15 protein-coding genes and 1 pseudogene are annotated in these 14,957 nt (G+C 70.8%); 5 read left to right on the forward strand and 11 right to left on the reverse strand.

The annotated features are described in order from the left end of the window. Positions 1–83: 83 nt before the first annotated feature. Positions 84–1,052: a hypothetical protein gene (locus ACWCP8_RS13880; RefSeq protein WP_451116055.1), complete on the reverse strand. Its 969-nt coding sequence runs from the start codon at positions 1,050–1,052 to the stop codon at positions 84–86. Further along, positions 1,052–2,539: an APC family permease gene (locus ACWCP8_RS13885; RefSeq protein ID WP_451116085.1), complete on the reverse strand. Its 1,488-nt coding sequence runs from the start codon at positions 2,537–2,539 to the stop codon at positions 1,052–1,054. Before ACWCP8_RS13885 ends, ACWCP8_RS13880 begins: the two co-directional genes overlap by 1 nt. 239 nt (positions 2,540–2,778) lie before the next feature. Here ACWCP8_RS13885 and ACWCP8_RS13890 point away from each other — a divergent pair, with 239 nt between their 5' ends. Continuing rightward, entirely contained in the window at positions 2,779–3,189 is a 411-nt protein-coding gene (locus ACWCP8_RS13890) for an RNA-binding S4 domain-containing protein (protein WP_326608522.1), read from the forward strand. Positions 3,190–3,275: 86 nt separating this feature from the next. Here the strand turns inward: ACWCP8_RS13890 and ACWCP8_RS13895 are convergent, their stop codons facing one another. From ACWCP8_RS13895 to ACWCP8_RS13910, 4 genes are all read right to left on the reverse strand, one after another. Beyond that, positions 3,276–5,237 carry an FUSC family protein gene (locus ACWCP8_RS13895; RefSeq protein ID WP_451116057.1) on the reverse strand — a complete coding sequence of 654 codons (1,962 nt, stop codon included), beginning with the start codon at positions 5,235–5,237 and terminating at the stop codon, positions 3,276–3,278. Positions 5,238–5,262: 25 nt separating this feature from the next. Next, a complete protein-coding gene (locus tag ACWCP8_RS13900) occupies positions 5,263–5,508 on the reverse strand; it encodes a DUF2630 family protein (protein WP_352263808.1) in 246 nt (81 codons plus the stop codon). Positions 5,509–5,567: 59 nt separating this feature from the next. Then, on the reverse strand, positions 5,568–6,512 hold the full coding sequence (locus ACWCP8_RS13905; RefSeq protein WP_352263807.1) for an NADP-dependent oxidoreductase: 945 nt from the start codon (positions 6,510–6,512) through the stop codon (positions 5,568–5,570). Between the two features lie 91 nt (positions 6,513–6,603). Next, positions 6,604–7,578 (reverse strand): hypothetical protein, encoded by a 975-nt coding sequence (locus ACWCP8_RS13910; RefSeq protein WP_352263806.1) that lies wholly within the window; start codon positions 7,576–7,578, stop codon positions 6,604–6,606. A 120-nt stretch (positions 7,579–7,698) separates the two neighbouring features. On the opposite strand from ACWCP8_RS13910, the gene ACWCP8_RS13915 reads away from it, so the two are divergent. Together ACWCP8_RS13915 and ACWCP8_RS13920 are read left to right on the forward strand one after the other, a co-directional pair. Next, on the forward strand, positions 7,699–8,100 hold the full coding sequence (locus ACWCP8_RS13915; RefSeq protein WP_352263804.1) for a hypothetical protein: 402 nt from the start codon (positions 7,699–7,701) through the stop codon (positions 8,098–8,100). Positions 8,101–8,127: 27 nt separating this feature from the next. Further along, a pseudogene (locus ACWCP8_RS13920) lies at positions 8,128–8,421 on the forward strand (PP2C family protein-serine/threonine phosphatase); the annotation flags it as partial. 62 nt (positions 8,422–8,483) lie between these two features. Here the strand turns inward: ACWCP8_RS13920 and ACWCP8_RS13925 are convergent. The 3 genes from ACWCP8_RS13925 to ACWCP8_RS13935 all read right to left on the reverse strand — a co-directional run bounded on the left by ACWCP8_RS13925 (position 8,484) and on the right by ACWCP8_RS13935 (position 10,790). After that, positions 8,484–8,906, reverse strand: coding sequence for a universal stress protein (locus ACWCP8_RS13925; RefSeq protein ID WP_352263802.1), 423 nt, complete (start codon positions 8,904–8,906; stop codon positions 8,484–8,486). A gap of 144 nt (positions 8,907–9,050) precedes the next feature. Next, positions 9,051–9,701 carry an FMN reductase gene (locus tag ACWCP8_RS13930; protein ID WP_352263801.1) on the reverse strand — a complete coding sequence of 217 codons (651 nt, stop codon included), beginning with the start codon at positions 9,699–9,701 and terminating at the stop codon, positions 9,051–9,053. 6 nt (positions 9,702–9,707) lie between these two features. Then, complete coding sequence (locus ACWCP8_RS13935) at positions 9,708–10,790, reverse strand: LLM class flavin-dependent oxidoreductase (RefSeq protein WP_352263800.1); 1,083 nt, start codon at positions 10,788–10,790, stop codon at positions 9,708–9,710. 182 nt (positions 10,791–10,972) lie between these two features. Between ACWCP8_RS13935 and ACWCP8_RS13940 the strand changes: the two genes are divergently transcribed. Beyond that, positions 10,973–11,101 (forward strand): DUF6126 family protein, encoded by a 129-nt coding sequence (locus ACWCP8_RS13940; RefSeq protein WP_267008034.1) that lies wholly within the window; start codon positions 10,973–10,975, stop codon positions 11,099–11,101. Between the two features lie 93 nt (positions 11,102–11,194). On the opposite strand, the gene ACWCP8_RS13945 is transcribed toward ACWCP8_RS13940, so the two are convergent. Next, complete coding sequence (locus tag ACWCP8_RS13945) at positions 11,195–13,198, reverse strand: Ig-like domain repeat protein (protein ID WP_451116061.1); 2,004 nt, start codon at positions 13,196–13,198, stop codon at positions 11,195–11,197. Between the two features lie 438 nt (positions 13,199–13,636). On the opposite strand from ACWCP8_RS13945, the gene trpS reads away from it, so the two are divergent. Continuing rightward, entirely contained in the window at positions 13,637–14,695 is a 1,059-nt protein-coding gene (trpS, locus tag ACWCP8_RS13950; protein WP_352263797.1) for a tryptophan--tRNA ligase, read from the forward strand. A gap of 74 nt (positions 14,696–14,769) precedes the next feature. Here trpS and ACWCP8_RS13955 read toward each other — a convergent pair. Next, on the reverse strand, positions 14,770–14,957 hold a 188-nt coding region (locus ACWCP8_RS13955), incomplete at its 5' end, for a hypothetical protein (RefSeq protein ID WP_451116063.1).

Here is a 14,957-nt window from a genome sequence, read left to right on the forward strand (position 1 = left end):
ACCAGGACTGCCGGGTGCTCGTCGTCGTCCGGCGGAGGAGCGGCCGCGGCGTCGGCGCCGGGGTTCCATCCGCGCACTGCGGTTCACGCGGTGGCGACCTGGCGGCGCCACCGCGCGAACTGGGCCGCCGCGTCCCCGGTGTACGACCACGGCACCGGCACCGCCCGGCCGTCCAGCAGCCGGAACGCGTCCGCGGCCTCCGCCGGCCGCCCCGCGTAACACGCGGCGTGCGCCAGGTAGTTCAGCTCGCCGACCTCCTCCGCCTCCACCGGTCCGACCTCACGCATACCGAGCCACCGGTCCCAGGTGCGGCGCACGTCCGTGACGGCCAGTTCGTGGTTCCAGTGCTGCTGCCCGGTGAGCGGCGCGACGACGGGCCGTCCGTGCGTGGCGTCGGAGACGTACCGGTGTTCCTCGACCCTGGCGATCTGCACCAGCACCGGCAGCGGCGAACCGGGCGGCGCCGCACCCGCCGCGTCGCGCGCGAAGTCGTACATGGTGCCGTGGGTGCCGTGCCAGCGCGCCGAGTAGTACCGCAGCAGCTGGGTGTGTCCCTCCATGTGGTGCGGATCGCGGCGGAGCAGCTCGTCCCACCACTGTGTGACGCGTCGCCTGGCCCCGTCCTCGTACAGCCGGGCCGCTGTCAGCAGCGACGCCCAGGGCATCGGATCGGGCGGGCAGACGTCGGCGGCCCGCAGACAGCAGTCGACGACCCGGTCCACCCGGTTCCGGTCGAGTCCCGTGCCACGCCCCGCCGCGACGGCCCGGCCGAACAGCCGGACCACTTCGGTCGCTGCCTTCAGCACCTGCGCGTCGGCGCTCTTCGGCTCGGCGGCCAGCCAGGTCTCCACAGTGGTGCTGCCCGCGACGGCGTGGGCGAGGATCCGCATCCGGTGGGTCCGCAGGGCCCACCGGCTGCCGGTGGCGTGCAGCAGATCGCGCACGCCCTGCCAGCGGCCGATGATGATGTCCTGGCGGGCCGCGGTGAGCGGCCGGTCGCCGAGATCCGGGTCGAAGTGCACCGGTGGGGGCGTACGGCGGCGTACAGACATCAGTAATCGGTGACGATCGTGGTGGAGTGGGCGTAGTCGGACGGTTCCTCGGCCCGTACGGTCTGCGAGGCGTCGAGCTTCGCCGGCCGGTAGTACGAGCTGCCGCGTCGCCAGTACCAGAGCATCGGGACGGCTCCCACGGCGAGACTGCCGAGGCCGAGCGCGAGCGCCGTTGCGCTGAAGTCGCCGAGCGCCTCGAAGAAGATCCAGAACATGAAGAGCGAGCCGGCCAGCGGCCAGAGTCCGCCGAGGACGAGGTCCGCGACCGAGCGGCACAGCAGTTTGCGGTACGCGACGACCGCGGCCAGGCCGGCGAGGCCGTAGTACACGGCGATCTGCAGCCCGATCGCCTCGACGGCCACGCCCAGGATGTGGTGGACCGGGCCGAGGGCGAGGGAGGCGAGGATCAGGGCGAGGGCGACGCCTCCGACGGCGACGACCGCTACCCACGGGGTGTTCCAGCTGCGGTGCACCCGGCCGAACGCGGCGGGCATCGTGTGGTCGCGGCCCATCGCGAACAGCGAGCGCGTGACCTGGATGAGTGTGGTCTGCAGCGTGGCGACGGTCGACAGCATCACGGCCACCACCAGCAGCTTTCCGCCGACGCCGGGCCAGACCCGTTCGCCGAGCACGGTCAGTACGTTGGCGCTGTGCCGCTCGATGTCGTCGGCGGAGAGGACCACGTTCACCGCGATGGTGAACACCTCGACGAGCGCGAAGACGGTGAGCACGCCCACGATCCCGGCCAGGCCCGTGGTGCGGCGGCTGTTGCGGGTCTCCTCGCTGAGGTTGCCGGTGACGTCCCAGCCCCAGTAGTAGAAGGCGGCGATCAGCGCACCGGAGGCGAAGCCGGAGACGCCGTCGAAGTGCTCGAAGCCGAGCCAGGACCAGTCGAAGGCGTGCGCGGCGCCGGGTCCGGCTCCCGTGCCTTCAACGGGGGCGGTCCCGCGGACGAGTGCGACGACCGCGAAGACCAGCAGGATCACCAGCTCGACCCCGGAGATCACCAGCTGGGTGCGGGCGCTGAGCCGGGCTCCGCCGAGCACGACGAGCAGCATCACCAGGAACCAGCCGGCCCCGATGAAGGTGGCGAGCGTCGTGTCGTCGGCGAACCGGGAGTCGATGACGGTCAGCGTCATCGCCCCGGCGGGCAGCGATCCCGCGACCATGAACAGGGTCGCCGCGACGACCAGTGCCCAGCCGCTGAGGAAGCCGAGGAACGGGTGCAGGGTCCTGCCCACCCAGGAGTAGCCGGCGCCCGCGTTGACGTCGATCCGGCCGAGCTGCCGGTAGGCGAGGGCGATGCCGAGCATCGGTATCGCGCAGTACAGCAGGGCGGCGGGCCCGCCGAGACCGACCGTGCCGACGAGGACGGCACTGGTGGCGGCCAGCGAGTAGGCGGGGGCGCTGCCGGCCACGGCCATCACGATGGTGTGAAACGTGCCGAGGACATTGGGCTGGAGCCCACGGCCGGGCCGGTCGGGCATGCTGCGCATCGCTGTTCTCAACTGCTTCCGGAAGTGTGCCGTGCCCCGGCCGGAGTCCCGTACATCCTTCAGAGGCACGACATGTGGCGGCATGTCAGAAACAGATCTTCGAAAATCCGAACGGAAGCGGTCGGTCCGTTCGGGAAGACTGTCCGCATCGTAGTCCTGTGATTACAGCTGAGTGGACCTGGCCGCCACGAGCGTTACGCGACGTCTGTACGGCGTCTAGAGTCGGATCCATGGTTTCCGGTGAGGCACCGCAGGCGGAGGGAAGCGTCCGCGTCGACAGTTGGATCTGGTCGGTGCGGCTGACCAAGACCCGCTCGCAGGCCGCTGCCGCCTGCCGCGCCGGACACGTCAGGGTCAACGGCGACCGGGCCAAGCCCGCTCAGACCCTGCACGTGGGGGACGAGGTGCGGCTCCGGCACGGCGGCCGGGACCGGATCGTCGTGGTGTCGCGCATCGTGAAGAAGCGGGTCGGCCCTCCGGTGGCCGCGGAGTGCTTCGTCGACAACAGTCCGCCCCCGCCGCCGCGTGAAGCGGTGATCCAGGTGCCGGTCCGCGACCGGGGCACGGGCCGCCCGACCAAACGCGACCGCCGTGAGATGGAGCGCCTGCAGGGCCGTGGCCCCGGGGACCACCCGGCCTGAGCCGGGCACGGGCGCGCGGTCGCGGGATGCACACCTCGGCATGAACGCGACACATACACCCTGACCTGTCACGTTCCCGCAGCCCCCTATGGCTGTGGTGAGGCGATTGCGCGTGCCGCTGCCACCTCCTGGCGCAGCGGCGCCAGCACCCCTTCCTCGTCGCCCGGCAGTTCGGTGCGCACCCCCACCAGGACCTCGGTCGCCCGCAGCCGTTCCGCCAGGTCCCGCAGCTGCTGCCGGATCTCGGCCACCTCCGCGGGCGCCGGTTCCGGCGCCCCGTGGTTCACCCGGACCCGGGCCGCCGTCGTCGCGTCCACGACCCGCTCGATCGCGACGACCAGCGGCAACCAGGCAGCGGCCCGGGCGCCGACCGGTGGCGGTTCCGTCAGGGCGCGCTGGAACTCGGAACGTATGGAGGACAGATCGCGGTAGATGAGGCGCCGGGCCCGCGCCCGTTCCGCCTGGTCGGGGCGGGTGACCCCGCCGCTGTCGTCCCCCGTGCCGAATGCCGACCCCACATAGTCGGCGAGGTCCGTCACCGCGTCCGCGAGCCGGTGGCCGATCCGGGTGTGCCAGCTCTCCGGCCACAGCAGATAGCCCGCCACCAGCACGATCACACAACCGATCAGGCTGTCCACCAGGCGGGGCTGCACCAGAGCGACGCCCCGGTGGTTCAGCAGATCGGACAGCAGCAGGATGACCGGTGTGATGGCCGCGGTCTGGAACGCGTACCCCTTGACCGTGAGCGCTGGAATCAGCGGGGCAAGCAGCACCATCACCGGTACGTCCCACCACCCGATCGGCACCTCGGCGAGGACGGGCGCGGCGATGACGAGACCGGCCGCCGTGCCCACCGCACGCAGCACCGCACGGGAGAAGACCGAGCCGAAGTCCGGCTTGAGCACGAACGTGACGGTCAGCGCCACCCAGTAGGAGCGGTCCACGGAGACCAGTGAGGTCAGCGCCTGGGCCAGGCCGATGCAGAGGGCCAGCCGCAGCCCGTACCGCCAGGAGGTCCCGGAGAACAGCACCGAGCGGGTCGCCCGCCGGATCCTCACCCCCAGTGCGGCGGGGCGTCCGAGCCGGTCGTCGACGTTGTAGGCATCGGCGTTGTGCACGACGGCCACCGCGTGGCGCAGCGCGCTGTCCACCGCCCGGGTGGCGGGTGAGTCGGGTGCGGGCAGCTCCGGTTCGGCGCCGCCGGTGCGGCTCTCCTCGACGTCCTCCGCCAGTTCACGCACCTTCGCCGGGATCGCGTCGGGCAGCGGACACTGCCGTACATGCACCGCGGGCGCCGCCTCGACGAGCGGGATGACCACATTGAGCTGGGTGAGCAGCCGCACCATCGAGCTGCTGCGGCCGTGGTACCGGGCCCGGCGGGCGAGGATCAGGTCGTACGAGGTGTTCAGCGACCGGGTGACTGCCTGCCGTCGCTCCTCGTACGCGTTGGTGCCCGCGGCGGCCAGCAGATCGGCGACCGTGAAGTATGTGTCCGCGACCGAGACCCGCTCCGGCAGTTTCCGTCGCAGCGGCCACGCCAGCAGCGTCAGGGCGAGCACGAACAGACCGCCGAGCATCAGCAGCAGCGGCGCCACCCACCAAGGTTTCGGCAGCGGCAGCCCGGCGGCGACAACGGAGTTGAGCAGGAGCAGCAGCCCGGACAGGGAGGCCACGGCGCCGATCGTCGACATCATGCCGGACACCAGGGCGACAGCGGTCAGCACACCGACGGCCGCCCAGTCCGTCCCGTACACGAACGAGCCGAGCATGATGCCGAGCGCGCCGAACAGCTGCGGAACAGCGATGTTGAGGATCCGCATCCGGTACGCGTCGGCGGTGTCGCCGATGACACCGGAGAGCGCGCCCATGGAGACGAGCGCGCCGTACGCGGGCCGGTCCAGCGCAAAGCCGACGGCGAGCGGTGCGGCCAGGGCAACGGAGGCGCGGACGACTGCGGCCCACGGGACAGGGGCCGGCTGTGGGCGAAGTCCCGTCAGCAGCCAGGCCGGTGGCGCGTACCGTTTCCGATCCGCCTCGGCATCTGCCAATGCGCTCAGCCTCCGGTGCGGTGCGTCAGTTCTGGTAGCCCTCCACCTCGCCGGCCGGGCGCACCTTCGCTCCGGACGGGTCCTCACCGAACTCGCTGAGCGCGCGCCGCTGCCGCAACAGGTCCCAGTACTGTTCGAGTTCGGCTTCCACCGTGCGCAGGCGTGACTTCTCGTTCACGGAGAGGCCCATCTCCCGGGTGGAGCGGTCGCGCAGGTTTCGCTCCTCGGAGACCAGACCGCCGATGTTGTCGAGGATCTCCCGGTCGTCCATGACGCCTCCTTCGGACTTGTTCGGACTCCCTCTGCGAAGCGGGTTCTTCCGGGGCACGCTCAGAGCGCGAACAAGGTCTTGCCACGGGCGCCGCCCGTGCGGTTCCGGTCGAGGGCCTGCGGGGCCTTCTCCAGCGGGAGCTCGATGTCGATGAGTACCTTCAGCACGCCCTCCGCGGCGCCCGCCGCCAGGACGTCGAGCAGAACGGGTGTCGGTTCGAGCCGGAAGTCGATGGACCCGACGCCCTCGGGAACAGCGGCCCGGCCTGCGACGCCCCGCGTGGTGACGGCGACACCGCCGCTCCGCACCAGCGCCGCCATGGCCGCGAACGCCTCCGGCGTGGTGGAGACCAGGTCGACGAGCGCATCGACGCCGCCCGGAGACACCTCCCGTACCGCCGCTTCGAGCGGACGAGCCGTCGTGTCGATGGTGACGGCGGCGCCGAGCGCTCCCATCCGCCACTGCTCGTCGCCCCGCACCGCCGCGAGGACGCGCAGGTCCCGGGCGGACGCGAGCTGGGTCAGACAGCTGCCGACGCCGCCCGCCGCCCCGATGACCAGCAGGCTCTCGTGGCCGCGGAGCACCGCCGTCTCCAGGATCTGGGCGGCGGTCATCCCGGCGGTCGGCAGCGCGGCGGCGATCCGCAGGGGGAGGCCGTCCGGGACCAGGGCGATCGCGGAGTCCTGCGGGACGGACACGTAGTCGCAGTACGTGCCTGCGCCGACCGGAGATCCGGTGACCCGTCCGAAGACCGCGTCGCCGACCCGGAAGCGGTTGTCGCCGGCGCCGATCATGTCCACCCGGCCCGCGTAGTCCACGCCGACGACCAGGGGAAAGACATGCGGCACCTGTCCTTCCAGGGCGCCGTCCGCGGTCTGCCAGTCGGACGGGTTGAGCGCGGCGTACTCGATCCGCACCCGTACGTCGCCTGCTGCGGGAATCGGCTTGGGCACCTCGACCAGGGCCGGCTCGGCCCGGAATGCGCTGACGGCTACGGCTCGCATACGGATGACCTCTCAGTCGCCCAGACAGTGACGCAGTCTCGGGCTCCACTCTTCCCCGGCCCGCGCGTCGCCGCACGTCGAACCCGGCCCGTCAGCTGTCGTGCCTGGAGCTGTTCCCGGGGACGGGTCCTTTCGCGGTGGCCGGTGCCAAATGCCCGGATCCTCTCCCGGGTGCGGCGGGCTCAGGCCGTACGGACCCGCGCCCTGCCCACATCCGCGCGACCACCGCGCACAGCGCCACGGCCAGCCCGGCGGCGAGAACGATCCACACTGCCGTGCGGAGCGAACCCGTCAGCGCGTCGTACACCGCCGCCGCCCCGTCGCGATCGCTGCCGGGCACCCCGGTCAGCACCCGGTTGCGGGCGACCGCGATCGCCCCGCGCAGCACCAGCGCACCGATCGCGAAGCCCAGCCCGACGACCGCAGTGGCGGCCAGCCCGGCGAGGGTGGCGCCCCGTCGTCCGGGCCCGCCGCGCACCGCCGCCACGAGCACGGCGGCGACGGCGAACACCAGCGTGCCGACGGCGGGCCAGATACTGCCGGCCCGCAGCAGGCGGAACGTCTGGCGCAACTGGTCGGCGCGGTCGGCGGAGAGCAGGGTGATGTCGGTCCGTCGGACCGGGATTCCGTCGGCGAACTGCACCCCGCTGTCCACCAGGTTCTGTTTGGCCTGCTGCATCACCGGCGCCAGGTCCATGCGCACGGCCTCGCCGCTCTCACCGTTGAGCGCGGCGATGACGGCCTCGTGGGCGGTGCGGTTGGCGGCCACCCAGGCGGAACGGAAGGCATCCGTGGTGGTGAACGACTGCACCGCCCCGTGCAGGAAGTCCCTCGAGGCGCCCTGGAGCAGCCCGGCGTCGATCTGCTTCGTCGCTTCGTCGGTGATCAGAGTGGACATCGTGGCCTGCACGCCGGGGTCGGAGGCGAGCGGCTCCACCGCTGCGACGTAGCGGTCCGGGTTGTCGATCTCCAGATCGACCCAGGCGGACAGCGCGCTCAGCGGGACGAGGACAGCGAGCAGCACCAGCACCACGGCCGACAGAGCCGCTGAGATATAGGTCCGCATCCGTCAAGGGAATCCCGGACGGCGGCGCCGCGTCCACGGCAGTGAGCCATACGAGTTGCCGGGCGGCGCAACCGGGTGTGCCCTTGAGTGAACAGGGGGCCACGGAAGGAGTTCTCGGCCATGGCCACACACGCTTCGATGCCACGCCGCGCCACGCGGGCGCGCACCAAGCGCCCCAGCACACTCAGCTGGGCCATGCCCGTCACGCTGGGCGTGATCCTGGGCTGGTGGGCGACGTCCATCGTGCGCGGCGGCGGTGTGCTCACCGGCACGCAGCTCGCGCTCGGTCTGATCTCCGGCGCCGTGCTGGCGGCGCTCTGCTACGCCCTCGGCCGGGCGCAGAAGCGACTGCCGGTGGAGGCCAAGGCCATCGCGTACGGCACGCTGTTCGGCGGTTCGGTCGGCTTCCTCTACAGCCTGTCCGACAAGACGACCGTGCTCGCGGCCATCGTCCTGGGCCTGGTCACCGGCGCCGGGATGCTGGTATGCGCGTTCTATGCGTTCCACGTGACAAAGGACTGAGCCCCGCCCTTCTCCGCCATCCTTGACCTCACGCACGACCACAGCCTGATCCAGTCGATGATCGACGACGGTTCGCTCACCGAGGAGGAGGCGGCCTCGCACCCGCAGCGCGCGCTGCTGCTCGAGGCGCTGGTGGGCGGGCCCGGTCAGGACGGTCCGGCGCGAGCCGACGTACAGCTGCAGGAGGCCAGGCCCGGCGACCGCTATCTGCTCTGCTCGGACGGCCCGGACACTGCCGTACGGGAACTGGTCGCCCTGGCGGACGCGGCGGGTCGCCCGGACAACGTGGCCTGCGTCGTCGCGGACGTGGTGGCGCTGTAGACGCGGACGGCCCCGCGCGCACCGGCGCGCGGGGCCGTGTCCCACAAAATCGCTCAGGTCTCTCAGTCGCGGACGACCGTCACCGGGCACGGCGCGTGCTGGGTGACATGGAGGCTGACCGAGCCGAGCAGGGTCGCCTTGAGCCCGCTGTACCCGCGCGCCCCGACGACCAGCAGGTTCGCGCCCTTGGCGCGGTCGAGCAGGGCCTGCGCCGGGTTGCCGATCACCACGATCTTGCTGACCGCGGCCGCGCCCTCCGCGCCGAGGGCCTCCTCCAGCGCCTCGGTGAGCGACACGATCGCCACGGCCTGCGGATCGAAGTCCTCCGGCATGCCCGGCATCATGGACGCCCAGCTGGTCGCGGGGTACTCCCAGCTGTTGACGGCCTCCACCGAGTCACCGGTCAGCTCGGCCTGGCGTACGGCCCAGTGCAGCGCCTTGATCGACGACTCGGAGCCGTCCACGCCCACCACGATCCTGCCCATCTCTGCCTCCAGCTCGGTTCAGCACGCATCTGCCGATACGCCACAGCGCATTTTTACGGATAACTGTAATCAAACCGGACATAGGCCCGGCTGTCGGTCCGACCGCCGTCATTCGGGCGTCCGGGTGTCCGTGTGTCCCGGCGTTCAGTCCAGCCGCAGGTCGGCGAGCTGCTGCTCGAACGGCACCACCTCGTCGTCGAGCCCGAGGGCCCTCGACGCTCCGGAGACCACCCGGCCGCCCGAGATCATCCCTGCCAGCTCGCCGCCCGCGCGCCGGATCCGGGACGGCAGCCCCTCGGTGTACTCGTCGCCGGACGAGCCCCAGTCCTCCGACGCCGCGTACACGGATGTCGGTACGACGGTGGCCCGCAGGTACGCGAAGAGCGGCCGCATCGCGTGCTCCAGAACCAGCGAGTGCCGGGCGGTGCCGCCGGTCGCCGCGATCAGGACGGGCTTGCCGGTCAGTGCCGTGTTGTCGATCAGGTCGAAGAACGACTTGAACAGGCCGCTGTACGAGGCGGTGAAGACCGGCGATACGGCTATCAGGCCGTCCGCCGCCGCCACCGCGTCGATCGCCTCGTTCAGCGCCTGCGGCGGGAAGCCCGTCACCAGGTGGTTCGCGATGTCGACGGCCAGATCGCGCAGCTCGATCACCCGGATCTCGACCGGCCTGTCCTGCTCGGTGGCCAGCCGCTCCCGGGCGGCCGCCGCCAGCCGGTCGGCCAGCAGCCGGGTCGACGACGGCTGGCTCAGCCCGGCGGAGACGGCGACGATCTTCAGAGCCTCGGTCTGCATGGTGGGTCAGATCTCCTTGGTGCGGGCGGCGACGGCGGGGTGGACCGGTGCGGAGTCCGGCACTCCGGTCGGCCGCAGGTTGGCGAACTCCTTGCGCAGCACCGGGACGACCTCCTCGCCGAGGATGTCGAGCTGCTCCAGGACCGTCTTCAGCGGGAGTCCGGCGTGGTCCATCAGGAACAGCTGGCGCTGGTAGTCGCCCACGGCGTCACGGAACGACAGGGTCCGCTCGATGACCTCCTGCGGGGAGCCGACGGTCAGCGGCGTCTGCTGCGAGAAGTCCTCCAGGGACGGGCCGTGTCCGTAGACCGGCGCGTTGTCGAAGTACGGGCGGAACTCCCGTACCGCGTCCTGCGAGTTCTTCCGCATGAACACCTGGCCGCCGAGGCCCACGATGGCCTGCTCGGCGGTGCCGTGCCCGTAGTGCGCGTACCGCTGGCGGTAGAGGTTCACCATCTTCTTGGTGTGCTCGATGGGCCAGAAGATGTTGTTGTGGAAGAAGCCGTCGCCGTAGTACGCGGCCTGCTCGGCGATCTCCGGGGAGCGGATCGAGCCGTGCCAGACGAACGGCGGGACGCCGTCCAGCGGGCGGGGGGTCGCGGTGAACGACTGCAGCGGCGTGCGGAACTTGCCCGCCCAGTCGACGACGTCCTCGCGCCACAGCTTGTGCAGCAGCGCGTAGTTCTCGACGGCGAGCGGGATGCCCTGGCGGATGTCCTTGCCGAACCACGGGTAGACCGGGCCGGTGTTGCCGCGGCCCATCATCAGGTCGACACGGCCGTCCGCGAGGTGCTGGAGCGTCGCATAGTCCTCGGCGATCTTCACCGGGTCGTTGGTGGTGATGAGGGTGGTGGACGTGGACAGGATCAGGTTCTCGGTGCGGGCGGCGATGTAGCCGAGCGTGGTCGTCGGCGAGGACGGGACGAACGGCGGGTTGTGGTGCTCGCCGGTCGCGAAGACGTCCAGGCCCACCTCCTCGGCCTTCAGCGCGATCGCGAGGGTCGCCTTGATCCGCTCGTGCTCGGTCGGTGTCCTACCGGTCGTGGGGTCGGTGGTGACGTCTCCGACGGTGAAGATCCCGAACTGCATGGCGCCCGCCTCCGTTAGCGTGAGTAGCAATGGTTGAAGCTTAAACCAATTCCTTCACGGCCTTCAACGGGGCACCGGCCCTCTCTATTCCGGCGCCCCGGCGAGAGGTGCCGGCGATGCGTACCCTGGACGAGGACTTCCCGGTGCACGCCGGGGACCCGGGAGCGGGAGAGGCAGGGTCGGTGAGCGAGAGCGAGCGCTGGAAGGAGCGGGGCGTCACGCTGCGCGTCTTCGTGTACGTCTTCGCCACGCATCTCTTCGCCGGCTTCGTCTACCTGCTGTTCTACGTGGGCGAGCACGCCCACAAGTGAGCCGTTCGCCGGACGGAACGCGAACGGCCGCGGGAGTCCTCGCCGCGATTGCGGCAAGAACTCCCACGGCCGTGGGCTGAGGACCTGACGGCCCTACTTGGTGAAGATGAAGTACTTCCAGGCGCCGTGGGTGGTGGAGTTCACGTTGTCGCCGGAGGAGTTGTTGACGTACGAGGAGCGCATGCGCATCCGGTAGCCGGTGTCGTGCGTGCCGCCGAGCGTCACGACGGACTTCCCGTTGGTGCCGAGCTTGAAGTACTCCCAGCCCGCGTCGTACCACTTGCCCTGGTAGTAGATCTCCAGGCTCAGCTTCTGGGCGCGGCCCTTGTAGTACGTCATGGTCGTGGTGAAGACCGGGTTGGTCCCCTTGTGGAAGTACGCGTACGAGGTCGAGCCGATCTTCGCCGTCTTGTACTGCTTGGCGACCGACGTGGAGACCTTGACCTTGGCGTACGCGATGGACTTCGCGGTCTTCGACGCGTAGCGGGCATCGCCCGCGAAGACGGCGGTGACCGTGGTGTCCCGGGTCATGTCCACGGTGGCGGACAGGTTGCCCTTGGAGTTGACCGTGCCCCGCTTGACCAGCTTCTTCGGCTTGTCCGTGCCGAACGGGTCGGCCCAGATCTCCACCGTCCGGTTCTTGTACGTCGTACCGAGGTGCGCCGTGAACGAGACATCGGCGCCGTACGAGTACAGGGCGCCGTTGTGGTTCAGGGTCAGCGAGGGCGTCGCCCGCGAGACGGCGACCGAGGCGGACGCGGAGGCCGTGGTGTGCGTGGCGTCACCTGCGTACGACACCTTGTACGTGACCTTGCCGCCCGCGGGCGGGGTGTCCGTGAACGAGAACGCGCCGTTCGTACCGAGCGCCTTCGTCCCGAGAGACTTGCCGCTCGGGGACTCCATGTCGGTACGGGTGACGGTCAGCGGCGTCCCGGCCGGAAGCGGCAGGGTGGCCTTGAGCGTGCCCTTGACCGTGAGCGACTTGGCGCGGGTCGCGGAGGCCGGCGCGGTCACGGTCATCGTCGGGGCCGACTTGGTGGGGTCGGTCAGGACACGGAGAGCACGGTCGCCCTTGCTGTTGCTGGTCACCGCGAACAGGCGGCTCCCGCCCGGCTCCCAGGCCAGGCCGCCGGGGACGACTTCGTCGCCGCCGCTGATGGAGTCGTCCGTGTCGGGCAGGTCGTACTGCCGGACCGCGGTTGTGGTCCCGGGCGTGAAGACGTAGAGGTCCGGGTCGTACGGGGACGAGGTGCCCGCCGCGACCGTGCCGTCGGGGGCGATGGCGACCGCGTCGGGGTGGTACGCGGACGGGTAGGCCCCCACGTCGGTGAGGTCCGAAGTCCGCCACAGCCGGTGGTGGTCGCCCGGATTGGCGGTGACGAGCCCACTGCCGTCCGGCGTGAGCGCGAGATCGGACGTTATCCCCAGCCACGGCGCGTCGGGGCCGCTCGAATACCGAGCGGTACGGTTCGCCGTGCCGGTGGATACGTCGTACACGCCGAGCGAGGACCCGTTGTAATCCGGGGAACCGGCGGCCAGCACGTTCGGGGCGCCCGGAGTGGAGGCGAGCTTCGGAGCGACGGCGTAACCGGTGTCGGGGTCCTGGCCGAGGGTCACCACGGGCGCGGCGCCGGACAGGTCGAGCGAACCGATGTCGCCGTGGTCGTTGCTGCCGTACCCGAACCAGATCTTGCCGCCCGCGAGCGCAAGGTGCTGCGGGTCGGTGCCGTCGCCGGTCGCGTACCGGGCGGTCCGGGTGACCGTCTGCGTCTCGACGGACACGATGGAGTCGTCGCCGGGGACGGCCGCGTACAGCTGCCCCGAGTCGGCGGACAGGGCGAGCCCGTCCACGCCCGTCAGACCGGTCAGAGTGGCCAGCACCGTACCGGAGTAGTCGGTGGCGATGAGCGTCCCGCCGTACGGATCGCTGATGAAGATCTTCTGGTGGACGCCGTCCACCACGATGTCACCGGCGGACTTCACCGGCAGAACCTTGCTGGAGTCGGCCGCGGCCGACCCTGCTGTGCCGGCCACCAGTGCGACCGAGCTGAAGAGGACCGCGAGAGCTGTCGCAGCCGTAAGAGTGCGTCTGGGCACGAGTGGTATCCCCCCACTGTGAAACCGGCCCGTCTATCCGGGCGCGGTGATCGCAGAGTAGGACATGGGGCCGACATGCAACTCAGCGCGTCAGCACCCTCGCCGGATCGAGCCCGGGTCTGCGGGAGCGGGCGGTCGTGTCGTCGACCGGCGCCCCGGCCCTGCGCGGTGCCGGCCACCGCGCACCGGCACCACACCGTCAGCAACCCGTAGTCCGCGTGGAAGTCCCGTGAGCGTGTCGCCGGGTCGCGTTACAGTGGGCTCATGACTTCCGTACCGTGCCGAAACCGGTGGCGCTCCTTCTAGGAGCGGCCGCCTCATCTGCACGGAACCAGGGCCGTTCGATATGGACGGCCCTTTTCTCTGCCCCCGTACGGGTACGGATGCCGCTCCCGGCGGGCCGTCCTCCACGCAACCAGCACCCGCGAGGAGAGACCCATGACCACCGTCGCCGCACCCGTCACCACCCCCGCTCAGCGTCGCAGTGCCGAGCTGGAGCAGCAGATCCAGCAGGATCCCGGGCGGTTCCGCGTGATGACCGGGGACCGGCCCACCGGGGCGCTGCACCTCGGGCACTACTTCGGGACCCTGCACAATCGCGTCCGGCTCCAGGATCTCGGTGTGGACGTCTTCGTGATCATCGCCGACTACCAGGTGCTCACCGACCGGGACGTCGCCGAGCGGCTCGGCGACCACATGGAGGGGATGCTGCTGGACTATCTGGCCATCGGTATCGACCCCGCCCGAACCACGATCTTCAACCACAGCGCGGTGCCCGCGCTGAACCAGCTGATGCTGCCGTTTCTCAGCCTCGTCTCCGTCGCCGAGCTGAGCCGCAATCCCACGGTCAAGGACGAGATCGCGCACTCCCGGCAGTCCGCCGTCAGCGGGCTGATGTTCACGTATCCCGTGCATCAGGCCGCCGACATCCTGTTCTGCAAGGGCAACCTCGTCCCCGTCGGGCAGGACCAGCTGCCGCACCTCGAAGTGACCCGCAGCGTCGCCCGCCGCTTCAACGAGCGGTACGGGGCGGTCTTCCCGGAACCGGACGCCCTGCTCTCCGCCGCGCCCCTCCTGCTCGGCACCGACGGCGGCAAGATGAGCAAGAGCCGGGGCAACTCCATCGCGCTCGGCGCCACCGCCGACGAGACCGCCCGGCTGATCCGCGGTGCGAAGACGGACACCGACCGGCGCATCACGTACGAACCGGAGACCCGGCCCGAAGTGTCGGGGCTCGTCCTCCTCGCCGCGCTCTGCCTCGACCGCGACCCGCACGAGGTCGCAGAGGAGATCGGTGACGGCGGCGGCGCCGCGCTCAAGCGGACCGTGACGGACGCAGTCAATGAACGGCTGGCGCCGGTGCGGGCGCGGCGGGCCGAGTACGCGCAGGACATGGCGTACGTACGGTCGGTGCTGCGGGACGGCAACGAGCGGGCCAACGCGGTGGCCGAGGCGACGCTGGCGCAGGTGCGACAGGTGATGGGGGGCGTGCTGTAGCGGATCCCGTCGGATCAGGCCACGTCAGTCGGGTGGGTCCGGTACGGGCGGGTTGCCCACCCGTACCGGACGCTCTATCGCGGTGTCACCGCCCGCCGTCTGCGCAACAGCTCCGCAAGTCCGCGCCGGGTCGCCGCGATCACCACGCGGTCCTCGGCGCGGAGTACGTACCCGGGGTGCAGATCCCAGATCAGGCCCGACGGCCGGTCCGAGGACGAGGGACCGGCCGTTGTCAGGTCCGGGTGCCGGTCCTCCGGCGGCG

The sequence above is a fragment of the Streptomyces sp. NPDC002206 genome (assembly GCF_053593595.1).